At 71.6% G+C, this 24,644-nt stretch carries 18 protein-coding genes and 3 pseudogenes; 6 read left to right on the top strand and 15 right to left on the bottom strand.

Annotated features, from left to right (window positions below; translation table 11 throughout):
• Window positions 1–723: 723 nt before the first annotated feature.
• The 3 genes and pseudogenes from SSQG_RS34005 to SSQG_RS42000 form a co-directional block, all read right to left on the bottom strand.
• Window positions 724–1,068: a GNAT family N-acetyltransferase gene (locus SSQG_RS34005; RefSeq protein ID WP_039934217.1), complete on the bottom strand. Its 345-nt coding sequence runs from the start codon at window positions 1,066–1,068 to the stop codon at window positions 724–726.
• Window positions 1,069–1,088: 20 nt separating this feature from the next.
• Complete coding sequence (gene panD, locus SSQG_RS34000) at window positions 1,089–1,508, bottom strand: aspartate 1-decarboxylase (RefSeq protein ID WP_003994514.1); 420 nt, start codon at window positions 1,506–1,508, stop codon at window positions 1,089–1,091.
• 240 nt (window positions 1,509–1,748) lie between these two features.
• A pseudogene (locus SSQG_RS42000) lies at window positions 1,749–1,838 on the bottom strand (IS5/IS1182 family transposase); the annotation flags it as partial.
• A 208-nt stretch (window positions 1,839–2,046) separates the two neighbouring features.
• On the opposite strand from SSQG_RS42000, the gene SSQG_RS33995 reads away from it, so the two are divergent.
• From SSQG_RS33995 to SSQG_RS33985, 3 genes and pseudogenes are all read left to right on the top strand, one after another.
• Window positions 2,047–4,782, top strand: a complete 2,736-nt coding sequence (locus SSQG_RS33995) for a SpoIIE family protein phosphatase/ATP-binding protein (RefSeq protein WP_039934215.1) — start codon at window positions 2,047–2,049, stop codon at window positions 4,780–4,782.
• Window positions 4,783–5,294: 512 nt separating this feature from the next.
• Window positions 5,295–5,672, top strand: coding sequence for a DUF2267 domain-containing protein (locus SSQG_RS33990; protein ID WP_003994512.1), 378 nt, complete (start codon window positions 5,295–5,297; stop codon window positions 5,670–5,672).
• Window positions 5,673–6,163: 491 nt separating this feature from the next.
• Window positions 6,164–7,096 (top strand): annotated as a pseudogene (locus tag SSQG_RS33985) (LLM class oxidoreductase); the annotation flags it as partial.
• Window positions 7,097–7,107: 11 nt separating this feature from the next.
• On the opposite strand, the gene SSQG_RS33980 reads toward SSQG_RS33985, so the two are convergent.
• The 4 genes from SSQG_RS33980 to SSQG_RS33970 form a co-directional block, all read right to left on the bottom strand.
• Window positions 7,108–7,716, bottom strand: a complete 609-nt coding sequence (locus SSQG_RS33980) for an NADPH-dependent FMN reductase (protein WP_003994510.1) — start codon at window positions 7,714–7,716, stop codon at window positions 7,108–7,110.
• A 13-nt stretch (window positions 7,717–7,729) separates the two neighbouring features.
• Window positions 7,730–8,575: an aldo/keto reductase gene (locus tag SSQG_RS33975; RefSeq protein ID WP_003994509.1), complete on the bottom strand. Its 846-nt coding sequence runs from the start codon at window positions 8,573–8,575 to the stop codon at window positions 7,730–7,732.
• Window positions 8,576–8,789: 214 nt separating this feature from the next.
• Window positions 8,790–9,044 carry a hypothetical protein gene (locus tag SSQG_RS43230; RefSeq protein ID WP_003994508.1) on the bottom strand — a complete coding sequence of 85 codons (255 nt, stop codon included), beginning with the start codon at window positions 9,042–9,044 and terminating at the stop codon, window positions 8,790–8,792.
• A 27-nt stretch (window positions 9,045–9,071) separates the two neighbouring features.
• A complete protein-coding gene (locus SSQG_RS33970; RefSeq protein WP_039934213.1) occupies window positions 9,072–9,452 on the bottom strand; it encodes a DUF2267 domain-containing protein in 381 nt (126 codons plus the stop codon).
• Window positions 9,453–9,724: 272 nt separating this feature from the next.
• Between SSQG_RS33970 and SSQG_RS33965 the strand changes: the two genes are divergently transcribed.
• Both SSQG_RS33965 and SSQG_RS33960 read left to right on the top strand, forming a co-directional pair.
• A complete protein-coding gene (locus tag SSQG_RS33965) occupies window positions 9,725–11,149 on the top strand; it encodes an NAD-dependent succinate-semialdehyde dehydrogenase (RefSeq protein ID WP_078506972.1) in 1,425 nt (474 codons plus the stop codon).
• Window positions 11,150–11,197: 48 nt separating this feature from the next.
• Window positions 11,198–11,422: a hypothetical protein gene (locus tag SSQG_RS33960; protein WP_003994505.1), complete on the top strand. Its 225-nt coding sequence runs from the start codon at window positions 11,198–11,200 to the stop codon at window positions 11,420–11,422.
• A 30-nt stretch (window positions 11,423–11,452) separates the two neighbouring features.
• Here SSQG_RS33960 and SSQG_RS43785 read toward each other — a convergent pair.
• From SSQG_RS43785 to SSQG_RS33925, 8 genes and pseudogenes are all read right to left on the bottom strand, one after another.
• Window positions 11,453–11,598 (bottom strand): annotated as a pseudogene (locus tag SSQG_RS43785) (helix-turn-helix domain-containing protein); the annotation flags it as partial.
• 70 nt (window positions 11,599–11,668) lie between these two features.
• Entirely contained in the window at window positions 11,669–11,833 is a 165-nt protein-coding gene (locus SSQG_RS41995) for a hypothetical protein (RefSeq protein WP_167545802.1), read from the bottom strand.
• 195 nt (window positions 11,834–12,028) lie between these two features.
• Window positions 12,029–12,691, bottom strand: coding sequence for an SDR family oxidoreductase (locus SSQG_RS33950; protein WP_003994503.1), 663 nt, complete (start codon window positions 12,689–12,691; stop codon window positions 12,029–12,031).
• A 170-nt stretch (window positions 12,692–12,861) separates the two neighbouring features.
• Entirely contained in the window at window positions 12,862–15,330 is a 2,469-nt protein-coding gene (gene uvrA / locus SSQG_RS33945; protein ID WP_039935624.1) for an excinuclease ABC subunit UvrA, read from the bottom strand.
• Between the two features lie 226 nt (window positions 15,331–15,556).
• Complete coding sequence (locus tag SSQG_RS33940; RefSeq protein WP_039934209.1) at window positions 15,557–16,855, bottom strand: TIGR02679 family protein; 1,299 nt, start codon at window positions 16,853–16,855, stop codon at window positions 15,557–15,559.
• On the bottom strand, window positions 16,852–21,168 hold the full coding sequence (locus SSQG_RS33935) for a TIGR02680 family protein (RefSeq protein WP_003994500.1): 4,317 nt from the start codon (window positions 21,166–21,168) through the stop codon (window positions 16,852–16,854). The genes SSQG_RS33940 and SSQG_RS33935 overlap by 4 nt, the downstream gene beginning before the upstream one ends.
• Complete coding sequence (locus SSQG_RS33930; protein ID WP_003994499.1) at window positions 21,165–22,502, bottom strand: TIGR02678 family protein; 1,338 nt, start codon at window positions 22,500–22,502, stop codon at window positions 21,165–21,167. The genes SSQG_RS33935 and SSQG_RS33930 overlap by 4 nt, the downstream gene beginning before the upstream one ends.
• On the bottom strand, window positions 22,502–24,091 hold the full coding sequence (locus SSQG_RS33925) for a TIGR02677 family protein (RefSeq protein WP_063749177.1): 1,590 nt from the start codon (window positions 24,089–24,091) through the stop codon (window positions 22,502–22,504). The genes SSQG_RS33930 and SSQG_RS33925 overlap by 1 nt, the downstream gene beginning before the upstream one ends.
• 223 nt (window positions 24,092–24,314) lie before the next feature.
• Here SSQG_RS33925 and SSQG_RS33920 point away from each other — a divergent pair.
• The coding region (locus SSQG_RS33920; protein ID WP_158681161.1) for a hypothetical protein at window positions 24,315–24,644 on the top strand (330 nt) is incomplete at its 3' end.

The following is a 24,644-nucleotide window of genomic DNA, read 5'->3' as shown; positions in this document are numbered from 1 at the left end:
AAAAAAAAAAAAAAAAAAAAAAAAAAAAAAACCCCGTCTCCTTGCCGAGGTTCAGGACAGCGGCGGCCCTGGCTCGGGGTTCGGTACGGGTTCCGGACCCGGGGGGATCGGGGACGGGTCGGGGCCCGGCACGGGGTCGGGGCCCGGCGGGGGTGTGGGCGACGGCGGAGGCGGCGTCGGCTCGGGGCCCGGCGGGGGCTGCGGGTTCGGCACCGGATCGGGGTGCGGCGGCTCGGGGTGCTGGGGATCCGGGCCCGGTGTCGGTGCCGGCGACACGGGGTCGGGATACGGGTTCGTCATGAGGTCCTCCAGCCAGTGGCTCGTCTCCGGCTCTGGACTAGTCCCCCGCCTACCCTGCACCCGCGTCCCCAGTCACTCCGGCGCGGGACGGCGAGGGGACCAGGTGGGGTAGCGGGGTCGGTGCGTGGTGCTGCCGGGGCGGGAGGTGCGTGCATCGGCAGGGGGTGGGGGCGCGTCGGGGCGGCGCTCAGGGGCGTTCGCCCCCAGGGCGGTTGGAGGGCACGCGCCCCGTCTGTACTGATACTGGTCGTCGGACCGCGTCATCGGGGATGGCGGCGCCGGACGCGACAGCGGCGGTCCTCCGGCGGTGGACGAACGCCCCGCCCTGACGCAGAGCCAGGGCCGGCGGCCGACGGTCGGCAGTCGGGGATCGGCAGTCGGGGATCGGCGGTCGGTGATCGGCGTTCGGTGATCGGCGTTCGGTCAGAAACGGTCCGGATGCGCCGCCAGCCACTCCTTCGCCGCGGTCACCAGGTCCTGGCCCGCGGGTGGAGCCTCCTCGGGGTGGCGCTCCGCCCACTTGGCGACGTACGGGCACAACGGAACGACCGCGCTGTCCTCGCGCCCGGCGATGCGGTAGAGCTCGCGGGCCAGGGAGCCGGCGATGCCCTTGCCCTCGTGGGCCGGCTCGACGATCGTGTGGACGGGTACGAGCGCGCGATCGGGGCTGTCGAGGACGAAGTACTCGATACGGCCGACGACTTCACCGTCGGCCACCGCCTCCAGGCGGCCCGCCGCCCGGTCGTCGCGGATCTCCGGCTCACTCATACCCACGCTCCTCGTGTCGATCAGGCCCGGACGGCCTGCGGGCTGCGCTGCTGATCCGAGCCCGGCACCGGCTCGGACGGGTCGGTACCCAGGTCCACGATCCGGTTGTCGTGATCCACGTGCACGACCCGGGGGACGAGTGCCCGCGCCTCGGCGTCCGTCACCTGGGCGTAGCTGATGATGATCACCAGATCGCCGGGGTGGACGAGATGGGCGGCGGCCCCGTTGATCCCGACCACGCCGGACCCGCGCTCGCCCTCGATGACGTACGTCTCCAGCCGGGCACCGTTGGTGATGTCCACGATGTGCACGAGCTCGCCGGGCAGCAGGTCGGCGGCGTCGAGCAGGTCGGCGTCGATGGTCACGGATCCCACGTAGTGCAGGTCGGCCTGGGTGACGGTGGCGCGGTGGATCTTGGACTTGAACATGGTGCGCAGCACTTTGGACTCCTGGAAGACGGCTCCCCGCTAGCTTCTGCAGGTCAGGGGCGCCCCGTAGTGTACATCGGCGTGCCTTCGGCTCGAAGACTTTTCAAAACATCGTGCGCATGGGTAGCGGGCTGCTCACCTGCGCGAACAAGCTGCCGAGCAGCTGCATATGCGGATGACTGCCCGGGCTCGATGTTGATTGGATGCCGACTTACCTGATGAGCCATCAGGTAAGTCGAGGGATCCAGAACAGCCGCGGAGCCAGGCGATCGTGCGCTCGACGACGTAGCGGAAGACGCCCAGGCCAGTGCCGTGCGGTTGACCTCGCTTCGCGATCACGGGGTGGTTCAGATCGCCTACTGCCGCCCGACATCCTTCCTGCACCGACGCCCTGTGCTGCTGCGACGCGGCAGCCGCGCGACGGATTTGATCAGCGTCGGCTTGCCCACAATGGTGTTATCAAGGGTGTATGGAGGCATTCTCCGGACGCCCTCTGAGCCCGGAACGTCATCCGCCCGTCGGACGCTCGCGCAAAGGTCGCGCTTCCCGGATGAACCTGCGCAGTGCGGCCGGTCAGGTGTTCCTCCTCCAGGTCGTCATCGTGGTCCTGCTGGTGGTGGCCGCGGTGGTGGGCATGGTGCTCCAGGCGGCGAATGACGCTCTGCAGCAGGGGCGACGGGAGTCGGTCATCGCGGCCCAGTCATTCGCGAGTGCCCCTGGCGTGGCCGCGGCACTGCAGAGCCGGGACCCCTCAGCGGTGCTCCAGCCGCGGGCCGAGGCGGCGCGCAAGCGCACAGGCATGGATTTCGTCGTCGTCATGAGCACGAAGGGGATTCGTTACACCTACCCCTATCCGCAGGAGATCGGGAAGAAGTTCGTCGGCGCCATCGCACCGGCGCTGAAGGGCCGTACCGTCGTCGAGCAGGCCGGTGGGCCGCCTCTGCCCGCGGGCCAGGGGACGGGCGTGCAGGCGGTGGTCCCGGTGACCGACTCGCGCGGCAAGGTGGTCGGCCTGGTCTCCGCCGGAATCACGGTCAAGAACGTGGCGGGGCTGTGGCTGCCGCAGCTGCCGATCATCTTGGCCAGCGGCGCGGTCGCGCTGGCGCTGGCCATGACGGGAACGACGCTGGTGTCCCGGCGGCTGCGGCGGCAGACCTTTGGCCTGGCTCCGGAGGAGCTGGCGCAGTTGTACGAACACCACGACGCGGTCCTGCACGCGGTGCGGGAAGGGGTGCTGATCACCGACGCCGACGGACGGCTGCTGTTGGCGAACGACGAGGCGACGCGGCTGCTCGGACTGCCGGCTGACGTGTGGGGGCGCTCGGTGCGGGAGCTGGGACTGCCGGAGCCGGTCATGAGCCTGCTGTCGTCGCCGGAGGAGGTCACCGACGAGGTGCTTCGTGCGGGGGACCGACTGCTGGCGGTGAACAAGCGGCCGACGTACCCGCAGGGCGGCCGGGGAGGCAGTGTGGTGACCCTCCGGGACACCACGGAGCTGGCGGAGGTCTCGGGTCGGGCCGAGATCGTGCGGGAGCGGCTGAAGTTGCTGTACGAGGCCGGGGTGAGGATCGGGACGACGCTGGATGTGAGGCGTACGGCCCAGGAGCTGGCCGACGTGGCGGCGCCGCAGTTCGCCGACCTCGTGACGGTGGATCTGCTCGACGCGGTGCTGCGGGGGTGGGAGCCGACGGCGGAGGGCTGGCGGCATCTGCGCCGGGCGGCGATCGGCGGCGAGCAGCGGATGATGCCCGTGTATCCGCTGGACGAAGTGATCGCGTTCTCGCCTCGCACCCCGCAGATGCGGACGCTGCAGGAGGGGCGGGGGATGCTGGAGACGGACCTGCGCCGGGCACACGGCTGGCGGGAACAGGACCCGGACCGCGCCCGGAAGGCCCTGGAGAGCGGGCTGCGGTCGCTGGTGGCCGTGCCGCTGCGGGCGCGGAACGTACCGCTGGGCGTGGCGAACTTCTACCGGACGGCGGATTCCCCCGCCTTCGAGCCGGAGGATCTCGCCTTCGCGGAGGAGCTGGCCGTACGGGCGGCGGTAGCCATCGACAACGCCCGGAGGTTCACCCGGGAGCACACGATGGCGGTGGCGCTGCAGCGCAGTCTGCTGCCGCGTGGACAGCCGGAGCAGGACGCGCTGGAGGTGGCCTGGCGGTATCTGCCCTCGGAGGCGGGGGTGGGCGGGGACTGGTTCGACGTCATCCCGCTTCCGGGCGCGCGCGTGGCCCTGGTGATGGGTGACGTCGTCGGTCACGGGCTGCACGCGGCGGCGACGATGGGTCGGCTGCGCACCGCTGTGCACAACTTCTCCACCCTGGACCTGCCCGTGGACGAGGTGCTCGGGAACCTGGACGACCTGGTCGTGCGCATGGACAACGAGAACAATGGCGGTGATGCCGTGGATGACCACGAAGGGGCGGCGGTGACCGGAGCGACCTGTCTGTACGCGGTCTACGACTCGGTGGCGGGGACCTGCACGATGGCCCGTGCGGGACACCCGGAACCGATGGTGGTGCGCCCGGACGGGACGGTCACCAGCCTTGGTGTGCCGGTCTCGGCGCCCCTCGGTCTGGGCGGCTACCCCTTCGAGAGCGCCGAGATGTCCCTGCAGGAGGGTTCACAACTGGTGCTGTACACCGACGGCCTGGTGGAGAACCGCGCCCACGACTTCGACGTCGGGATGGAGAGACTGCGCCGGGCTTTGGGCGGGTCCGGGAAACGCACTCCGGAGGAGACGTGTCAGGCGGTGATCGACGCGCTGAAGCCATCACACCCCTCCGACGACATCGCGCTGCTGACGGCACGTACCCGGATGTTCCCGTCCTCGCGCGTGGCCGAGTGGGAGGTGCCGCCCGATCCGGCGTTGGTCCCCTCGGTGCGGGCGCGCTGCAGGGAGACGTTGCGGGAGTGGGGGCTGGAGGAGACCGGATTCGCCACGGAGCTGATCGTCAGCGAGTTGGTCACGAACGCGATCCGGTACGGCTCGCCGCCGGTCGGCGTGCGGTTGTTGCGCGGACGCTGTCTGATCTGCGAGGTCTCGGACGGCAGCGGTACCTCGCCGCGCCTGCGGCGGGCGGCGACCACCGACGAAGGCGGGCGGGGGCTCTTTCTGGTGGCGCAGTTCGCGCAGCGATGGGGAACGCGGTACACGACCCGCGGCAAGGTCATCTGGACGGAGCAGCTTCTTCACGACGGCGAATCCACCGCCTCGGGCCTCGCACCGGTCGACTTCCTTCTCGACCAGTTCGACCTCGACCAGTTCGATGATCCCGGTCTGTGAGCCGACGTTGACCCCGAGCGCCATGGACAGCGGCATGTCCGGCGTAACGAACCCCTTTGGCCCGTACGACGGGGCTCGGCTCTGGGGACCGTCGCCACCCGGCTCGCTCGGCGGCTGTCGGGACTCGAAGGGCGCCTTGGCGCGAGGAGATCGGACTCTGCCTCGCTCAGCCATGTGGACAGGTGTGGGCAGGTGACTTCTTGTCCCGGCCCTCGGCGCGCTCGTCGAACTCCGCGGCGAGGACTGGTCGGGATGCGATGCGACGGGATGGTCAGATCCTGCTCGGGGACGATGTAGGCACTTGTGCTCGGAGGTCCATGGAGCCCGCCGCTTTTCCGCCCGTCGGGAGCAGGCAGGGTGTGGCCCACATACGGAGCATGGAAATGGCCTCGGCTGAGACGCATGCACCATGACGCGCATCAGCCCGCCACCCACACCCACGACGCACCCTCCGGTGGCTCTCTCAGGTCCCCACGCCAGGCAGTTGCAAAGCTTCGGAAAGGGAACGGCTCATGGACTACAAGACCTTCCTCGACACCATCACCCGGCGCGCCCCTGTCCCCGCGGAGGATGCGGAGCCCCTCACCCGTGCCACCCTGGAAACCCTGGCCGAGCGGCTCACCAGGGGTGAGGCGGAGGACCTCGCGTCCGAACTGCCCAAGCCGCTGAAGGAACCGCTGGTCTCTCCCACTCCGGAGGCCGAGCCCTTCGGACTCGACGAGTTCATCAATCGGGTGAGCAGGCGAGCAGGGGTGAGCCCGGACGAGGCCCGCGAGGGCGTACGGGCGGAGCTGAGCACCCTGAGGGACGCGGTCAGTGATGGCGAGTTCCGCCACGTAATGTCCCAGCTCCCTCGGGACTTCGAGACTCTCGTCGACGCACCGGGCTAGAAGGAGCCATGAGCGAGAGGTCGGCGCCATCATCGAGGAGACGGAACCGGGCTTACTCACGGCGGCCACCTTCGCACTGGTCGAGGGGTGGACGTTCTGCGTCTCGGGCACCTCGGACGACATGGAGGCCGAGGTAACCGCAGGGGCTGTTCTTCCGCGACGTGCGGGTCACCTCCGACTGGCAGATCCCCGGGGGGCCACCGGCGCACCACCTCACCGTGCTTCCTGTTGGAACGTCGGCGCTACGTCGGCGAGAGGATGCGCGCGGACCTCCGGTTGGGCAACCTCAGCACACGTCCGACGCGGACTCGGACTCGGCATGAAATCGCCGGAGGATCGCATGACACAACCGACAGTTCCTTCAGCCGGCGCACCCGTGGACGTCGAAGGCGGGGCGCAGCGGCCGTTCTCCGAGCACGCGGCCATGGCCAGGGCGTATCCCGGCGGCAGGATGACCGTGGGGCGCATCACGCCCTGGAGGGCTTCGACGGGCCGGTGCCGTCCTGGCGGGGCACATCGAGCGGATCCAGCAGGCCGAGCGGGCCGGTTTCGCCTCGGTGTGGGTCCGTGACGTGCCGCTGCTGGACCCGAGCTTCGGGGACGCCGGGCAGGTCTTCGACCCGTGGGTGTACCTGGGACAGCTCAGTGCCCTCACCACCTCGATCACACTGGGGACCGCCAGCATCGTCATGCCGCTGCGGCATCCCTTGCACACCGCCAAAGCCGCCGCCTCGGTGGACCAGCTGTCCGGCGGACGGCTCCTGCTCGGGGTGGCCACCGGTGACCGGCCCGTGGAGTTCCCGGCCTTCGGTCAGGACCTGGGCGGCCGGGCCGAGAGGTTCCGGCAGTCGCTGGAGTACTTCCGTGCCGTCCTCGAGCACCGTTTCCCGCACGTGGAGTCGCCGCTCGGCCGGATGCGCGGCACCGATCTGCTGCCCAAGCCGGTGTACCGGTGGATCCCCGTACTGATGACGGGACGCGGCAGGCAGGACGTCCGGTGGATCGCCGACCACACGGACGGCTGGCTGTACTACACCCCGCCGCTCGAGCAGCAGGCCGAGAACATCGAGCGGTGGCGGGAGCTGACCCGGGGCGACGGCGATGGGTTCAAGCCGTACGCGCAGGCCACCTATCTGGATCTGGCCGAGGACCCGCTGGCCCTGCCCCGGCGCATCCACCAGGGCTTCTCGGTGGGCCGGGTGTCGTTCCTGGCGATGATGCGGGCCTGGCAGGGCATCGGCATCGACCAGCTGATGATCAACTTCAAGCACAGCCGCCGTCCGGTCGCCGAAGTGATCGACGAACTGGCCGAACATGTGCTGCCGCACTTCCCGCCCGGGCACTCCGGGGGGCGCGGCGAGCAGCGGCGGCCCGTGGAGCGGACCGGGTCACGAGGAAGCACGACCCCGGAGCCCCCTGCGTGACGGGGCCGGGCTCAGTCCCGGACGGCCCCGGACGGCCGTTCCTGCGCGTAGTCGCACGTGCCCTCCGTCCGGAACTGCAGGGCCGCCCTGGTCACCTCCGCGCCGAGGCCGCGCAATTGGTCCGCGACCGCCTGGTCGGTGAGGCGTCCGTCGCCGTCGAAGACCCGGGAGGACCGCGGGACCGCGAACACCAGCGGCACGGCCCAGCCGCGCAGCGACCGCACGATGAACTCCATCGCGTTGATCGCCTGCAGGCCCTGCACCCCACCGGCGGTCGTCAGCATCCCCACGGGTTTGTTGCTGAGGTAGGGCGGGTCGTGGTCGGCCAGGAGGGCGAGCCAGTCCACCGCGTTCTTGAACGCGCCGCTGACCGACCCGTGGTATGTCGGGCTGCTCCACAGCAGGGCGTCGGCGGCCTGAACGGTGTCCGCGAGCCGGCGGGCGGACGCGGGGATGCCGTGCTCGGGTGTGTAGAACGGAAGAGTCAGCCGCTTGAGGTCGATCACCAGGGTGCCGGCGCCCGCATCGGCCGCCCCCTCGACCGCCACACGCAGTGCGGTGAGGCTGGTCGACGGGGTGCGCAGCGAACCTCCCATTCCGACGACGAGCGGGCGCGTCATCCTGTCCACTCCTTCAGAGCATCTCCAGGGGCGTGGGCCCGCTGGGTGGCGGGAACGCCTCGTCGAGGGCGTCGAGCGCCTCGGTGGGAAGGTGGAGGTCCACCGCGCCGCGGTTCTCCCGGACGTGGTCGGGTGATCCGGAACGCGGGATCGCGGCCACCCCCTGTTCCAGCACCCAGGCGAGTGCCACCTGGGCCGGCGTTGCTCCGAGGGCCCGGGCCACGGCACCCAGTGCCTCGACCTTCAGGATCCGCCCCTGCTCGATCGGGGAGTAGGCCATGACCGTCACCTCGGCCTCGCGGCACCAGGGGAGCAGGTCCCACTCGATGCCGCGCCGGGAGAGGTTGTACAGCACCTGGTCGACGGCCGCGGCGTCGCCACCGGGGAGGGTGGTCAGCTCGGCCATGTCGGCGACGTCCAGATTGCTCACGCCCCAGTAACGGATCTTCTCCGCCTCCATCAGGTCGGTGAATCCCGCAAGGGTCTCCTCGAGTGGCCACCGTCCCCGCCAGTGCAGCAGGTACAGGTCCAGCTGTTCCGTACCGAGCCGCCGCAGGCTGCGCTCGCAGGCGGCGACGGTGCCCTTCCGGTCGGCATGGCCGGGCAGCACCTTGCTGACGAGGAAGACCTCTTCCCGGCGTCCGCGGAGGGCCTCCCCGACGAGTTCCTCGGCTGCGCCGTCGCCGTACATCTCCGCCGTGTCGACGACGGTCATCCCCAGGTCCACGCCCATCCGCAGCGCGGCGAGCTCCTGTTCACGCCGGGCCGGATCCTCGCCCAGGTACCAGGTGCCCTGCCCGAGCGCCGCGATCTCCTCACCAGAGGGGAGCACGATCGTTCTGGCCGATTCTGCAGACATCTCGGGCCTCCCGTCCGCCGCGGATCCGTGTCACGCGCACCCGCACCGGGTGCCCAGGTCCGCGCCTCCCAGACAGCCGTGTCGCACGCGCTGGAGGGGGGTCAGGTGGGGCGAGCGGACTGCGCCGAGAGCTCGCCGGGACCGGGGGCGCGATCCCGCAACGCAATGACCACCGACACAACGGCGCCGCAGGAGAGGACCGTCGCGAAACCGATCATCCCGGTCTGCACGGCGAAGTGCCGCAGGGCGATGAGCTGGGCGCGGCCCGAGAGGAGGTCAGGCCGGGGATCGCGAAGGCGAAGGCGAAGGCGCCCAGCGCGCAGGCCGCGCCGAACGCCCGACGGCCGCCGGGGCGCCGGGGCGCCGGGGCGCCGGGGCGCAGGACGAACCTGCTGGGCGGTTGGGCCGCGAGCAGCTCCAAGTTCACGGTCTCCAGGGTGCACAGCACCGGCGCCAGGCACATTGCCATGGCGAGCGTGAAGATCGCCTGGGCGGATCACCCGGCGGATTCGAGGGCCTGGGAGAAGTCCGTTCCGAGCTGCGACATCAGGTCATTGAACTCCTTCTCGCTGATCGCCTCGCGGAGCACGGCCAGTATAGTCCGCACACCCCGGTCGGCTTCCTCCTCCTTGAGCATGGTGCGTTCGGCCACGCGCCGCACGCTGTCGTAGTGGCCGAAGCGCTCGATGCGGTCCGTGGTTCCCCGGCGCACCGCCTCCGCGAGGCCCTCGGGGAGCTCGGTGATCAGGTCCCTGGCCTCCCCCGGGCTCAGTCTGTGGGCCAGCGTCTCGAGCGTGGCCCAGGTCAGGTCCCCCGCCTCCTGCCGGCTCAGTCCGGTGCGCTCGGCGACGGTACGGACGAATTCCCGCTCATCCATGCGTCGTCCTCCTTCGGTGCTGTGTTGCGACGAACGGCGCGGATCCCCTGCAAGCCTGCCACGCCGACCCGGGCCGCGCCCGCGCACGGACGGCGGTGACCTCGACCACCATGAGAGCGCCGACGTAGCCGAACTCGGGCGGCGACTCTGCGCATTCGACGTGAACCACAGAGGAGCCGGATGCCACAGATTGCCGTGGCATGGGACGAACCAGCAGGTGTGAGCGGGTCCGGGCGTGGAAACCCGAGGTGTCCCGACTTCAGGGAGGCGTCATGGACGCCCATGTCACTGCCCAGGGAAGCCCCATCGCCACGGTCAACCCGTACACCGGTGAAAGGGTTCGGGAGTTCCCGGCGCTGAGCGCGGAGGACGTCGGGCGCGCGATCGACGCGGCGCACAGTAGCTTTCCGAACTGGCGTGCCCGGTCGACGGCCGACCGGGGGGCCCTCGTGCAACGTGCCGGCCGGCTCATGAGGGAGCGCAAGGAGGAACTGGCGCACCTCCTGACCCTTGAGGTCGGCAAGCTGATCGACTCGAGCCGTGCAGAGGTCGACCTCGCGTCCGACATCCTCACCTACTACGGCGAGCACGGCCCCGAGCTGCTGGAAGAACGACCCCTGCCGGTGCCCGAGGGCATGGCCGTGCTGGTGAACGAGCCCCTCGGCGTCCTTCTCGGTGTGATGCCGTGGAACTTTCCGCTGTACCAGGTCGTCCGATTCGCGGGTCCGAACCTCGTCCTCGGCAACACGATCCTGCTCAAGCACGCGAGTAGCTGCCCCCAGTCCGCACTGGCACTCGAGCAGCTGTTCACGGATGCGGGTGTGCCGAGCGGGGTCTATACCAATCTCTTCGTGCGGGGCAAGGACGTCGGGAAGATCATCGATGACTCCCGTGTGCAGGGAGCGTCACTGACCGGAAGCGAGCGCGCGGGCGTGAGCTTGGGCGAGATCGCCGGCCGCAATGTCAAGAAGTCCGTCCTCGAGCTGGGTGGCAGTGATCCCTTCGTCGTACTGGACGATCACAACCTCGAGCGCACCGTGTACGCCGCGTTCCTCGGCCGGATGGGCAACACCGGGCAGTGCTGCGTGGCGGCCAAACGCTTCATCGTCCTTGCCGACGTCTACGACGCCTTCGTCACCGGGCTGCGTGACCGGATGAGCGAGGTGCAACCGGGAGATCCGGTCGACCCCGCCACCACGCTCGGCCCGCTGTCCTCCGAGGCCGCGGCCGAACTCCTGATGGAGCAGGTTCGTGACGCGGTGGACAAGGGGGCCACGGTGGTGCTGGGCGGCGGGCGGCCCGACCTGCCGGGCGCCTTCGTCGAGCCGACCCTTCTCACCGATGTCACACCGGACATGCGGGCCTACCGGGAAGAGCTCTTCGGCCCCGTCGCCACGGTCTACCGGGTCGCCGACGAGGACGAGGCCGTGGCACTGGCCAACACCTCCCCCTACGGCCTGGGAGGCGCGGTCTTCGCCGCCGACCCGGAACGTGCTCGCAAAGTCGCGGACCGGCTGGAGGCGGGCATGGTGTGGATCAACCACCCGACCGCGTCCCGACCGGAGCTGCCCTTCGGCGGCATCAAGCGCTCCGGCTACGGGCGCGAACTCGGCGACGTGGGCATCGTGGAATTCGCGAACCGCAAGCTCGTGCGTTACGTGGACGCCGACGCCCCGATCGAAGAAGTGCTGGGCTGACTGCGTTCGATCACCCAGCGCCGGCGGCCCGATAGCTCGCCAGACTCGATGCCTTTGCTGCGGCGTGCCAGTGCCCACCGCTGGTGGGTGGGCATGCCGCCGTCGAAGTCGTCGAGGGGCGTGATCCGCGGGGCGGCCCAGTGGTCACCGCGGCGTATCCAGGACTCCGCGGCCGGCACCCGGCTGCTCGACCAGGTCGCCGGTCGTCCCGGCATCCGCAGGGCGGCCCAGATGTTCCTCCGCCACCCGGCCCACCCACTGCGGCGCTGCTGACACCACTCCCCCAGGAGTTCCAGCGAGGCGTCAGCCGGGCCCGCCCAGCACGATCTTCCACACTCGGGTCGCCAGGAGGTTCAGCCGGTCCTCGCCTTCGCGAGGTCGTTGCCGCTGGTGTCGCGGATGCGCTGGAGCCGATGGCGCAGCGTGCTGCGGTGGATCGCGAGGGATTCCGGGAACCGGTGAACAGCGCGGGAAAAGTGCACCCTCACCCGGCCCCAGGCGACGGGCCGTCCAGTGGCGCTAGGCGTCGTCGCCGCGCTCGCCCTCGGCCTGGGATGGCTCGCTCCGGGGGACGTCCGGGTGCCGTTCCGTTGCGGTACGCTCGCCCGTCTCGTCCCGCTCGCCCTCGGCCTGCGAGGGTGTGCGCGAGTACCAGGCGTCGTAATCAGGGGCTCCGGATTTCATGACGGGCCTCCTTCGTCGCTCACGTCCATCTTCCCAGCTTGCCCGGGGCCTCCGCGACATGCCCGGCGCGGCGATGTTCCTCAGCTTGCGGAACATCGTGTCGGCCTCGCTGCGCTGTGCCTCTTGCAGCGCCCGGGTGTGAGCCATTACGCGCACCTGCCATTACGCGCACCCGGGCGAGGGCGCAGTGCGGCGTCAGCCGCCGGCCACGGCACGCACCGCCTCCTCGACCGGGGTGGACCCGCTGATCAGCTCAAGGATGCGCCCGGCGGTCCTGGGCTCGTGGAGCAGGGCGGCGAGCACCGCAGCCACGTCATCGCGCGGCACCTGGCCGCGGTCGGTGTGCTCGGCGAGCGTGACGCGGCCGCTACCGGAGTCGTCGGTCAGCGTCCCCGGGCGCAGAATCGTCCAGTCCAGTCCCGGACGGGAGGCGATGTCGGCGTCCGCCTCGCCCTTGGCCTTCAGGTAGGCGGCGAACACCGGGTCGGTGCCGGGCGGCGGCGGGCTGTCCACGCCCATCGAGGAGATCACCAGGAAGCGGCGCACCCCGGCGCGCTCGGCCGCGTCGGCGAGGAGGATGGCCGCGTTCCGGTCCACCGTCTGCTTGCGGGCCGCGCCGCTGCCCGGTCCGGCGCCCGCGGCGAACAGTGCCGCGTCGGCGCCGCCAAGGTGGCCGGCCACCTCGTCCACCGAGGCGTGCTCCAGGTCGCACACCACCGGTTCCGCGCCGTCCGCGCGCAGGTCGTCGGCGTGGTCCGGGTTGCGGATCAGCCCTGTGACGTTGTCGCCGCGCGACGAGAGCAGCCGGGTCAGCCGGCGCGCGATCTTTCCGTGTCCACCCGCGATCACGATGTGCATGGGGTCATTCTTGCCACACACGACCGCTCACGCCGGGCTGCGGCACTGCCTCGGCAGGTCGGGTCCCGCGGTTGCCGCACAGTCGGCGTACTCGTGCAGCGCTGGTGCGCGAGACACCCGGCCACCGGGTCGCGCCAGGTGCTCGGGGATTCGCGATCGCGCTTCTGTCGTCAGGAGCCTGTGAGCCGGGCCGCGAGATAGGGTGCGGTGGCGCTGCGGCGGGCCCTCGCCACCTTGGCCGGCGGACCCGCCGCGACCACCCGCCCGCCCGCGTCGCCGCCGCCCGGACCGAGGTCGATGACCCAGTCGGCGGTGGTGATCGTGGCCAGGTCGTGCTCGACGAGGACGACCGTGTTACCGGCGTCGACGAGCCGGTGCAACTGTCGCAGCAGCAGCGCGATGTCCGAGGGGTGCAGCCCCGCCGTCGGCTCGTCGAGCAGGTAGAGCGCGTGCCCGCGGCGGGCTCGCTGCAGCTCGGTGGCCAGTTTGATGCGTTGCGCCTCACCGCCGCTGAGTTCCGTCGCGGGCTGGCCCAGCCGCAGGTACCCCAGTCCCACCTCGCGCAACGTCTCCAGACTGCGGGAGGCGGCCGGGACGGCGGACAGGAACTTGGCGGCGGCGTCGACGGACAGCGCCAGCACTTCCGCGATGTTTTTGCCGCGGTAGGTGACTTCCAGCGTTTCGGCGTTGTACCGGGCGCCTTCGCAGGTCGGGCACGGCGCGTAGGTGCCGGGCAGGAACAGCAGTTCCACCGCGACGAAGCCTTCGCCCTGGCAGGTCTCGCACCGCCCTTCGGGCACGTTGAAGGAGAACCGCCCGGCCGAGTAGCCGCGCGCCCTGGCCTCGTCCGTCGCCGCGTACAGCTTGCGCACCGCGTCGAACATCCCGGTGTACGTGGCCAGGTTGGACCGGGGGGTCCGGCCGATGGGCCGTTGGTCGACCAGGACCAGCCGGTCGAACGACTCGACCCCCGACGCGTCCTGGACGTCGACCTCCAGCTGCGCCTCGTCGGGTTCCTCGGGTACGAGTCCGAGGTGGCCGCGGACGACCTCGGCGAGCACCTGCGTCACCAGCGTCGACTTTCCGGAACCGGACACGCCCGTCACCGCCGTCAGCACGCAGAGCGGTACGTCGACGGACACGTCGTGCAGATTGTGGCGGGAGACGCCGCGCAGGTGCAGCCAGCCGTGCGGTGTGCGCGGGCGGTGATCGACCGGTTGAGCGCGCCCGAACAGGTACTGGCTCGTGGCCGACTCCCCGACCTGCTCAAGACCGGAGACCGGGCCGCTGTACAGCACGCGTCCGCCGCCCTCGCCCGCACCGGGGCCGATGTCGACCACCCAGTCCGCCCGCCGTACGACGTCCATGTCGTGCTCCACGACGAACAGCGAGTTGCCCGCCGCCTTGAGGCGGTCCAGCACGTCCAGCAGTGGTTCCGCGTCAGCCGGGTGCAGGCCCGCGGAGGGTTCGTCGAGGACGTAGACGACGCCGAACAGCCCCGAGCGCAGCTGGGTGGCGATCCGCAGGCGCTGCGCCTCGCCGGGCGACAGGGTCGTCGAGCGGCGCCCGAGGCTGAGATATCCGAGGCCCAAATCGAGCAGTACGTCGATCCGCGCGACCAGATCGCCGCAGATCCGGACGGCGACCTCGGTCGTCTCCCCGGATCGGGCGGTCGACGTGGTGGCGTCGGCCTCGGACCGCCCCGCGACGGGCCGTAGCAGCGCCACGACCTCGGTGAGCGGCATCGCGTTGATCTCGGCGATGGAACGTCCGGCGAAGGTCACGGCGAGCGCCTCGGGCCGCAGTCCGCTGCCGTGACACTCGGGGCAGGGCACACTCCTGACGAACCGGAGCGCCCGTTCGCGCATCTTCTCGCTCTTGGAGTCGGCGAGGACGTGCATGACGTGCTTGCGGGCGCTCCAGAACTTGCCCTGGTAGCCGTAGTCGATGCGGTCCTCCTCCGGCTCGATGTACACGGAGGGCTGCTCGTCCGTGTACAGCAGCCAGTCCCGGTCCCTCTTCCTGAGCCTGCGCCACGGCCGGTCGATGTCGATCCCCAGGCCGTTCACGACACTGCGCAGGTTGGCGCCCTGCCAGGCGCCCGGCCAGGCGGCGATCGCCCCCTCGCGGATGCTCAGCGAGGGGTCCGGGACGAGGAGGTCCTCGGCGACGTCGTGCACGACGCCCAGGCCGTGGCACTCCGGGCAGGCCCCGGCCGCGGTGTTGGGTGAGAACGACTCGGCTTCCAGCCGTGGGGCCCCGGGCGGGTAGGTGCCGGCGCGGGAGTACAGCATGCGCAGCAGATTGGACAGGGTGGTGATGGTGCCGACCGTCGAGCGCGAGCTGGGCGACCCGCGTCGTTGCTGCAGGGCCACGGCCGGTGGCAGTCCGGTGATTTCCTGGACGTGCGGTGCACCGACCTGTTGCAACAGCCTTCGGGCGTACGGTGCCACGGACTCGAAGTAGCGCCGCTGGGCCTCCGCGTAGAGCGTGCCGAACGCGAGCGAGGACTTACCCGAACCGGAGACGCCGGTGAAGGCGACCATCGCGTCCCGCGGAACGTCGACATCGATGTTCCGCAGGTTGTTCTCACTGGCGCCCCGGACATGCACGAAGGGGTCGGTCGCGTCCTTGTTCATCATTCCTGGTTACCTGATCGCGCCGGAAACCGCGCGACAGGCGCCGTCACCGGGCCCCGCTCACACGAGCGCTCGGAGAAATCCCGGGATGAGACGCTCCAGGGAACATACGTCAGGCCGGCACCCACGCCGCGGCAGGCTGCCTGCCTGACCCACTCCCGCCCGGGTGCCCGAACCACCGCTCCGGCCGGCCTGGAGCCGTCCCCGAGGCGGACGCTCGGCATCTTCACCCGAGATCCTCCAGCAGCAGATCGAGCGCCGCCTCCTCGTGCAGGGCGATGCCCAGGGCGTCCATGGCGGGGGCCAGTTCCGTGTCCCACAGCGCCTCGGCCGACGGTCCGGTGAGGGCGATCGACGGTGTGCCGTTCACCTGCGCTCGGGTCGCGAGGTACTCGTAGTCGGCCGCGCGCATACGCCACGGCTCCGCCGCGTACCGCTGCATGACCCGGTTGGCGAGGGCGATGCCGGGCCAGTCGAAGTCGCCGTGGTAGGCGAAGGCGCAGCCGGCCGTCGCCAGCGCGTCCAGGAGGGTGAGGGCGACCGTCGTCGCGCTTCCCGAGGTGCAGACGAGGGGTGCCGTGCGGCCGGCGTCGGCCGCGGCCTCGACCACGCGCGGGTTCTCGCAGATGTGGACCCGGGTGCCGGGCGGCATGTTCAGGGTGAAGGTGCGTAGTTCGCGCAGGGTCAGGTGGGTTTCCATGTGGTGGTCGGCGCGCTCGCGCAGTGCCGCCTCCCGCCAGGTGCCGCCGGTGGGGCGCAGGCCGTACGCGAGAACCGTGCTGGAGACCTCGTCCGGGGTGACCGAGGCCATGCGCCACAGCGCCCGGCGCGCCGGTGCGTCGGCGGGGAACTCGACACCTCGTGCCCGTGCGATGCCGCGCAGGACCAGCCGGGACAGCAGGGTGCCGTCGTCCAGGCCGTGTGCCGAGCCGGTGGCGCGGGTGGCCAGTTCGCCGCGGCCCCAGGAGGCCGGGGTCAGGCGTGGGTCCGTGCCGGGGAAGAGTGTCGCCAGGGTCTGGACGGCCTGGGTGATGACGGTGGTCGCGGTGTGCGGGTCCTGGCGGGCGAGCGTGCCGCCGCGTCGTATCTCCTCCAGCCACTGTGCCGTCCAGGGCTGGACCGACAGCGACGTGCCTTCCAGCTCGGCCTGAACCGTCGTCCACAGGCGGGAGCGTTCGGCCGCCACCGCGTCGCGGACCGCCCGGCGGTCGGTCAGCGGTGGGGCCAGTTCCTCCAGCGTCGAGGTCAGGCCGCGTCCGACCGCGCTGGCGCGCAGGCGGGTGTCCAGGTCCGGCAGGCGGATCGTGGCGGTGGGGCCGATGATCGGTCTGGCCAGGAGGAGGGACAGCGCCTCTCGCTCCCGCGCGTCCAGGTGCTCGAGCCTGAGGGTTCCGATTGGTCGCAGGCCGTTGCGTTCCAGCCGGGTACGGGCCGCCGTCCAGAGGCGAGTGAGACCCGGGCGGGTGAGAAACGCGAGGGCTTCGGCGTCCGGGGGACGCTCGTCGGTCTGCTCGGCGCCCGTCATACCGACACCAGCCTCCGCTGCCGCCCGTTCCACGTGTAGTGGAGCGTGGCCACGCCGCGGACATGCGGGTCGCGCAGGCACTCGTAGATGTGGAGGGACGGTACGTCGGGCCAGTTGCCGATCAGGCGTTCGCTGGTGAGGACGAAGTCAAGGTCCAGGTCGACCAGGATGCGGCCGAGGCGGGCGTGCGTGGGCTCGTCCACCTTGGCGAACGCGTCGTCGAGGAGGATCAGGCGGGGTGCCTGCGGTGCGGTGTCGGCCAGGCCGGTGAAGTGCGCCGCCGCGGCGGCGAAGAGGACCAGGTAGGACAGGACCCGCTGTTCGCCCTGGCTCAGGCCCGTGCGGCCGGAGAGTTTGCGGCGGCTGCCCGGTGCCGCGTCGTTCACCACCCAGGGGGTGAAGGTGAACCAGTCGCGATAGTCCAGTGCGGTCCGCAGGTGGGCCGCGTAGCCGGCGGCCGGGTCGGCGCGGCGGGCGTCCTCGATACGGCGCTGGAGGACGTCGCGGAGCTGCTCGGACTGTTCACGGGTGCGCAGGCCGGAGGGGCTGCGCAGCAGGTCCACGGCCGCCTTGACGTCCGCTTCCACGCCGTCGGCCAGGCTCCAGTCGAGGGTGACGCCCAGACCGTGTGACGTGCGGACGGTGGCGAGGGTGGTGTTGAGGGCGGCGACCAGGGCGCTCGCCGCCAGCACCTGCGAGGACAGATGGTCGCCCAGCTCTCCGGTCAGGAAGCGCTGGAAGACGTCACGCTCGCGCTCCGTCAGACGGTCACGGGCCTCGGCGGCCTCGGCTGCGATGCGCTCGCCGACCGCGGCGATGTCGTGCGGGCCGTGGTCGTCGACGAGGCGGCACAGCTTGATGCCCTCGCGTTCCTCCATCGTCGCGTCGTAGCCGCCGGAGAGCTGGTCGCGCAGTTCGGTGTGCCGGTTGAGGAGGGTGGTGTCCGAGACGTCCCGGCGTACGGCATCCAGGCCGCGGCGCACGGCGTCGACCAGCACGCGCACCGCCGCGATGCGCTCCCGTACATCGTGGTGGACGGGGTCCAGGGACTTCAGGGCCCCTTGGTCCGCGCCGGCATCCGCGTCGGCCTCGGCGCCGGTGTCCGCGTCGGCGCCCACGTCGGCCTCGGAGTCCACGTCGGCCTCCGCGCCGGTGTCCGCGTCGGCTTCGAGGCCCGCTCCCCTCAGCACGCCCGGCAGGGAAAGGGCCGTCCGCAGTCTCCTGCCGCAGGCCAGCACCTCGGCCTCCTGCGTGGCGAGTGCCTCGCGCCGCATCCGCTCGTCCTCTTCCGCCCGTACTCTCCGGTCGTGTACGTCGGCCATGTCCCTTCGCGCGCCCGGGAGCTGGCGTCCGACGGCGTCCAGGCGGCGCTTCGTCTCGGCCTCGCGGGCCAGGATCTCCTGCTCCGTGGCACCGAGAGCCTCTTCCAGGGCCCGGACGGTGCGGCGGGCGGCTTCCAGGCGGGCCAGCGGCTCCGCGTAGTCGGACTCGGCCTCCCGGCGCGCCGACTCGGCACGCTCGTAGTCCGCGCGGCCGGCGCTGTGGCCGTCGGCGGCGGAGAGGACCGCGCCGACCCGTCGGCGCAGCCGCTGCGCACCCTGCCCGAGGCGGTCCAGGGCGAGTCGGACCGTCTGGAGCGCGGCCGGGTCCGCCGGGAGGTCGTGGGCACTCGCCGTGGCCTCGGCTTCGCGCCGGGCGACGACCGCGCGGGCCCGTGCCTGTTCCGCCTCGCGGGCCGCCGTGTTCGCCTGCGAGGCCAGGGTCTCGGCGGCACGCTCGGCCTCGGCGGTACGAGCCCAGGCGTCCGTCAGCCCACGTGCCGGGGGCGGGCGGCGCAGGGTGTCCGTGACCAGGTCGCGGTGCTCGGTGAGAATCCGCAGACCGCGCCTGCGTTCCACCAACTCCTGCTCCAGGTCGAGCAGTCGACGGTCGAGTTCCGCCAGCGCGCGGCGGCGGGTCTCGGCACGCACCTCGGCGCCCACGTATTCGGCGGCCTCCTTGGTGTGGCGGCCACGGGCGATGCCGAGCCGCCAGGAGCCGTCGGTACCGATCGCGGTGTGCGGCTCCGCCACCTCCACGTCCGCGCCCACCTGCACGCCCATGGTGCCGGGCTCGCCGGTGAGGGTCTCGCCGCCGGCCAGAGCCACCGCGCCCAGCACCCGCTCGACCTGCTCCACCGTCACACCGCTGTCGGGCGCGGCGACCGGCCGCAGCACCTGGGCGAGTGTCGGCCCGGGCACGGGTGCTCCTGGAACAACAAGGGTGTCACACGTGGCCGGGTCGAGGACGGTGCCGTCGGCGCGCACCCAGGCGTCGAGCAGGCCGCTCGCCTCCAGCGCTGCTTCCAGCCCTGCCCGCGCGTCCGGTCCCACGTCGTGGGCGAAGTCCACCAGACGGTACAGGGGGGCTCCGGTGCCGGGTGTGCGGGGAGCCGTGCGGTGGGACGGGGATGGGGGCTCGGGGTCGGTGCGGCGTTCCCAGTCCGCGCGCTGCTGCCGGAGGCGGTCCTGTTCCGTCTCCCGTTCGCGGACGGTCAGGGAGAGGTCGTCGCGCTCCGCTCCCAGCGCCGCCAGCCAGGGGTCGACGGCCGACCGGGCCGCTTCGACCACGGCCTCGGGGGTCTGCGCGGGCAGGGGGCCGTCTGCCGGCTCCGGCGCGACCAGGGCGAGCAGCGCGTCCAGGGGCACCCCGGTGGATTCCCGCAGCCGCTCGCTCCAGGCTGTGGCCGCGAGGGCGTACGCCTCGGACTCGTGCACGGTTTCCTGGAGCCGCTGCTCAGTCCGACGGCGCGCGTGTTCCGCCTGTTCCTCCAGGCGCTCCCGGGCCGCGTCGGCCTCGGCGGCCTCCCTTCGGGCCTCGTCCGACCGTTCGATGAGGGTGGCAAGTTCGGTGACGAACCGGGCACGGTTCCTGATCACCGGCTGGGCGGCGTCCAGCCGTTCGTCCCAGGCCTGCAGCGCGGCCTCGCATGTCCGCGTGTCGACGGCCAGCACCGCACTGTGTCGTACGAGGTGGAAGTCGCCGTCCGGCGCGGTCAGTTCGGCGGTGGCGGCGGGCACGACGGGCGCGACAGGGGTCGCCACGGGTTCCCCCAGGTGCACGGGGTCGAGCCCGGACCGCTCTGCCTCCCGCACCAATTCGCCGTACATGGTGTTCAGTTCGACGAGCTCCTCACCGAGCCGGTCGGCTTCCGCGGTGAGACGCCGTCCTGCCTCCTCCTGGTTGCCGTGTGCCTGCCGGACGGCCTTGAAGGCGGCGGCGGCCGCGCTGTGCAGGGCGGTGACGGTGGCGCGCTTCTCCCCGAGTTCCGTCAGGCTGCGGTATCCGGCGCCGGCGTGCAGCGCCGCGAGGTCCGTCGCGGCGGCGTTCGACTCGCCCTCGAGTGCCTCGATGCGGGCGCCGATTTCCTGCTCGCGCTCGCGGAGCCCGTCCGCCGTGCGCGCCGCGTCGCTCGCCGACCTGCGGTGCGCCATCAGCTGCTCGAGCTCACCGCTCGCCTGGTCCGTGCGGCGGCGCAGCGCCCCGTGCAGGTAGCCGCGGTAGTCGGTGAGGAAGGCGCGCAACGCCTGGTCGGTGCGTTCGAGGCGGCCGAGGTAGGCCCTGACCGAGTCGAGGTCGTCCAGGCTGCGGGCCACCTTCTCCACGACCTCGTCGTCGAGGGCGGGCAGGGTTTCGGCGAGGACCGAGACCAGTCCGCCGGAGTCGATGCGGTCGCCGATGGTGGGGCGTCGCAGCCGGTGCAGCAGGTGCAGCAGGTTGCGGTAGCGCGCCGGGTCGGTGAGGCCGAACAGTTCGCGGGCGACCCTGGCCCGGTGCTCGACGGCGCGGTCGGTGACGTTCTCGGAGCCGACGAGTGACTTCAGCCGGTCGACGGGGAGTGGCTGCCCGGCGGGGGCGAGGTCGAGTGCCTCGCCGACCCGCAGCCGGGTGGTGAAGAAGAACGGCTTCGCCGTCTTGGTCGACTGGGACGCGCGGATGGCCGCGCCGATCGTCAGGTGATGGTCGTTGCCCTCCTCGTCGGTGCGCGCGAACTCCAGCCACAGGTGGCCCAGGCGGTTGGTCTGTCCGAAGCCGTCGAGCATCAGCCAGGCCAGGGTGGTGCGTCCGGTTCCCGTGGCGTCCAGCGCGCGGGCGTCGCCGTCGAGGAGGTAGGGCAGCAGCATCTCCAGGGCCTTGGACTTGCCGGCGCCGTTCTTGCCGCGCAGCAGCAGGCGCCCCTCTCCGAAGGTGAACTCCTGCTCGTCGTACTGCCAGACGTTGCGGATGCCCGCGCGGTGCAGTCGGTAGCGGTGCGGGGCCGGCGGGCGGTTCATCGGGGTGGCTCCTTGGAGTCGTCGTCCGCCGGGGACCGGTCGGTACGGTGCTTGACCGCCACAGTGGTGGCGTACCGAGCGGCCGCGGCGAGCAGGATCCAGCCGCCGTCCGCACTGCCTTGGCCGCGCGCCCGGGAGACGTCGGTGACGGAGCGGCCGTCGGCCACCGTCTGTTCGTATCCCTCGGGCAGACCGTGGCCGTCCGCGCGCACGGGCCCGGCCGGAGCCATCAGGCGCATCCGGACGAGGAGGTCGAGCACGGCCGCGAGGAATCCGTCCCGGTCCTCCAGATGGCCGCGCTGCCAGCCGCTGCGCCTGCCGTACTCCTCGATCAGGTCGTCCAGCAGCTCGGGCAGCAGCCCGTCCGGGACGGGTACGCCGATGACCAGCCGTCCGCCGACCGCCGGATGCCCGGCTTCCTCGGGACGCAGTCGGTCGGCCAGCCGCTCCAGGAGGAGCAGCGCGGCTTGTGCGACCGTCCCGGTGCCCGGCAGGTGCAGGTCGGTGAGTTCGTCCTCGGTGTCGACCAGGGCGATGCCCTCGGCGCGGATCTCGGCTTCCAGGCCGAGCAGTTCGGAGAACGCCTGCGCCTCGCGCCGCTGCCGGGTGCGCAGCCATTCGCGCTCGGTGTCCGTGAGGTCGTCGAGGTGGACGACGGGGGTTTCGACGAGACGCCTGCGGACGTAGGTGCGCGGTCCTCCGAAACCGGGGTCGGCGGCCCGGCGCACGAGGTCCGCGCCGTCGCGGCTCTGGGTGAGCGGGCCGGCGACGATGACGCGCGCGATCTCGCGGTCCACGGTCAGCAGTGCCTCCCCGCCCCGTTCCTCGGCGACGGCCGCGACCTGGCCCTCGGTCTCCACCAGCACGCCCCAGTCGACGAGTTGCCGCAGCGCGGCCGCGAGGGTTCGCCGCTCGGCCTGCCGTCCGGTGTCGGCGATCTCGATGCCGGCGTCGACGGCCGCGGCCCGCAGGTCGGCGACGAGCTGGGAGAGCAGGAGCTGTTCCGGGGCGGTGACGAGGACCGACAGCGCGAGGGCCAGGTAGGCGTACGTTCGTGGGCTGAACGGCGTTCCGGTCGAGGGACGTTCCAGGCGGTGGCCCGAGCCCGTTCCGAGGCCTGCCTTGAACAGCCGGGCGTAGGACGCCTCCACCAGCAGGCGGTATCCGAAGACCTGCTGGAAGCGCTGGGCCAGCCAGTCGGCGTGGCGTCTGATGAGCGGAAAGGCGTCGCTGTGCGGTCCGTGGCTGGTGACCAGGGGGTGGGCCAGCAGGAGCCGGGCGGCGGTGCGGCGCTCGGCCGCGAGTGCGACGTCGTGCGCGGACGGCAGGGGCATCAGGCGCTCGCCTCCCCCACCGCGGGCCCGGACGCGCTGTCCACGGCGACGGTGAGGTCATCCGCGGTCAGGTCACCGTCCACGGACTTGAGGACCATCGACCTGCCGGGCGTGCGCCACGCGGTCAGCCGGATGCCGAGGTCCTCGTCGGCCGCCTGGGCGCCGTCGAGCAGGAAGTCGTGGGCGTCCTTGTGCAGCTGGGCGTTGCCGAGGGCGGTGGTCAGAAGCTCCAGCAGCAGTCGCATCGCCGGCGCGCTGAGGCGCACCTGCTCGAACCTGCCCGAAGCGCTGCGCAGTTCGTCCGCCGCCGCCTGGCGGGCCTCGGCCTGCTGTCGCGCCTGTTCCACAAGGCGGCGTTTCTGCGCGGAGTGGTCCTCTGCCGCCGCGGCACGTCCGCGCGGAACCCTACTGCCGCGCTCGCGCAGCGCCACCGGCACCTCCACCACGGGCCCGGTCCACCAGCTCACATACGCCGGCACGGACCGGTCGGGATCCGGTGCCACCCCCAGATGGCGTGCGCCGTAGAGCCCGAAGGCGGCGACCGCCAGGTCGTGGGCCTCTTCCGGCTCCGCGGCGTCGAACCAGGCCGCGAGCCGCAGCAGGTCCTTGCGCCGGGACATCTCACCGGAGGCCGAACGCAGCATCCGCTTGGCGTTGGCGAGCAGCGACTGCAAGGCGCGCAGGGTGGCGTCCCGCAGCTGATCCACCTGGCTGGAGTGCCCTCCGGTGACGGTGAACCACTCGCGCAGCCCCTCCCAGTCCGCGCGGTCGCGTCCGCGGCTGCGCTGCACACGCGTCTCCGGCAGCCCGTCGGCGAGCGCGCCGATACCCGCCGCGTGCGCGTCGATCCGGGCGAGCAACGCGGGCAGGTGCGGCCAGACCGAATCCAGGTGGGCCGCGATGCGCGGGGCCCGGAAGGAGACGTCCTCGGTGATGGCCTCCACGTAGTCGAGCAGCAGTTCCTTGAACCCCTGATACTCGGCCGAATCGAGGTCGTAGCGCGCCAGCACCTGGCCCAGGTAGGCGTAGAAGTCCCGGACGGACTCGGCGAATTCGGCGAACTGCACGAAGAGCGTGCTGATCCGCTCCAGCGCCTGCTGCGGATCGGCGCCGCCCGGGGCCTCGGCCATCGCGGCGATCTCCCGCAGACCGCGGTCGACGAGGGCCAGCAACTCGCTGCTGACCTCGCGTGCCGCGTCCGCCCCGGCGAGTACCTCGTCCGCGTCCCGCTGCACGCGCTCCCCCAGCTTCGACAGCTGATAGCGGGACCGTGAGCGCTGGTATTCGGCGATGCTGGTCGCTCTGACGGTGTGCGTGCTGCGCAGCAGACTGCCCCAGCGCACGAGTTCTTCGAGCCTGCGGGTGAGCGTTTCCGCGTCCAGCGCCGCCCCCGGGCCGTCCGTCTCGGCCAGCTTGGCGAGAAGGTCGGGTACCGACAGGTCGGCGAGCAGCGTGCCGCAGAACACCCGCATCACGGCGACGTACTCCAGGCGCTCGGGCGCGCTGAGGTAGGCGTACGCACTCAGTCGCTGCCAGGCCTCGGCGCCGGCTTCCTCCCCGTGTGCGGTTTTCCGCTCGTTCCCCTCCATGACCTCGAGCCTACGGACTGTCACTGACAATCCGGAGCGGAGTGGGGAAAGTCCGGCCGCTCTCGCGGACCGGCCCCAGCCCCCATGGCGCCCTGTCCGTCTTCGCCCGGCGTGTCCGACGCCGGGCGCTCCGCGTTGGTGGGGCGAGGTGAGCCGGAGCGAGCGCCCCGTGCACGGCCCGGGCGTAGGAGCGACCTGCTCAGGGAGACGTGAGGAGAGCACTGTGCGACGAGTACCCGTAGGGCGCTGGGCGGCATGGCGGAAGCCGGCCGTGCCGGCCGTGCTGGCTTTGGTGATGTGTCTGGCCGGGATGCGTCCGGCGGCGGCGCCGCAGGCGGAGCTGAGAGGAGGATCGAACTACTTCACCTACCGGGTCGACGGAGACTGCACACGAGAGCCGTACGGCGTCGTCAACAGCTACGACCAGGCCCCCGAACTCATCAGGGACCAACTGGCACAGATGACTCGGGCCGGCCAGAGGCGGCTGCGCATCCCCGTGTTCCACCACCGGGGTGCCGACTCCGGCACCGTCATGGACTCGACGGGCGGCGGC

This window comes from Streptomyces viridochromogenes DSM 40736 (genome assembly GCF_000158955.1).
GTDB classification, from domain to species: domain Bacteria; phylum Actinomycetota; class Actinomycetes; order Streptomycetales; family Streptomycetaceae; genus Streptomyces; species Streptomyces venetus.
This window is presented reverse-complemented; position numbering and strand designations above follow the sequence as displayed.

Bases quoted from the DNA above. Each gene is read 5' to 3' on its own strand.
- SSQG_RS34005 (WP_039934217.1), bottom strand. From the start codon at position 1,068: ATGAGTGAGCCGGAGATCCGCGACGACCGGGCGGCGGGCCGCCTGGAG.
- SSQG_RS33995 (WP_039934215.1), top strand. From the start codon at position 2,047: ATGAACCTGCGCAGTGCGGCCGGTCAGGTGTTCCTCCTCCAGGTCGTC.
- SSQG_RS33990 (WP_003994512.1), top strand. From the start codon at position 5,295: ATGGACTACAAGACCTTCCTCGACACCATCACCCGGCGCGCCCCTGTC.
- SSQG_RS33980 (WP_003994510.1), bottom strand. From the start codon at position 7,716: ATGACGCGCCCGCTCGTCGTCGGAATGGGAGGTTCGCTGCGCACCCCG.
- SSQG_RS33975 (WP_003994509.1), bottom strand. From the start codon at position 8,575: ATGTCTGCAGAATCGGCCAGAACGATCGTGCTCCCCTCTGGTGAGGAG.
- SSQG_RS43230 (WP_003994508.1), bottom strand. From the start codon at position 9,044: ATGGCAATGTGCCTGGCGCCGGTGCTGTGCACCCTGGAGACCGTGAAC.
- SSQG_RS33970 (WP_039934213.1), bottom strand. From the start codon at position 9,452: ATGGATGAGCGGGAATTCGTCCGTACCGTCGCCGAGCGCACCGGACTG.
- SSQG_RS33965 (WP_078506972.1), top strand. From the start codon at position 9,725: ATGGACGCCCATGTCACTGCCCAGGGAAGCCCCATCGCCACGGTCAAC.
- SSQG_RS33960 (WP_003994505.1), top strand. From the start codon at position 11,198: ATGCCTTTGCTGCGGCGTGCCAGTGCCCACCGCTGGTGGGTGGGCATG.
- SSQG_RS41995 (WP_167545802.1), bottom strand. From the start codon at position 11,833: ATGAAATCCGGAGCCCCTGATTACGACGCCTGGTACTCGCGCACACCC.
- SSQG_RS33950 (WP_003994503.1), bottom strand. From the start codon at position 12,691: ATGCACATCGTGATCGCGGGTGGACACGGAAAGATCGCGCGCCGGCTG.
- uvrA (WP_039935624.1), bottom strand. From the start codon at position 15,330: ATGAACAAGGACGCGACCGACCCCTTCGTGCATGTCCGGGGCGCCAGT.
- SSQG_RS33940 (WP_039934209.1), bottom strand. From the start codon at position 16,855: ATGACGGGCGCCGAGCAGACCGACGAGCGTCCCCCGGACGCCGAAGCC.
- SSQG_RS33935 (WP_003994500.1), bottom strand. From the start codon at position 21,168: ATGAACCGCCCGCCGGCCCCGCACCGCTACCGACTGCACCGCGCGGGC.
- SSQG_RS33930 (WP_003994499.1), bottom strand. From the start codon at position 22,502: ATGCCCCTGCCGTCCGCGCACGACGTCGCACTCGCGGCCGAGCGCCGC.
- SSQG_RS33925 (WP_063749177.1), bottom strand. From the start codon at position 24,091: ATGGAGGGGAACGAGCGGAAAACCGCACACGGGGAGGAAGCCGGCGCC.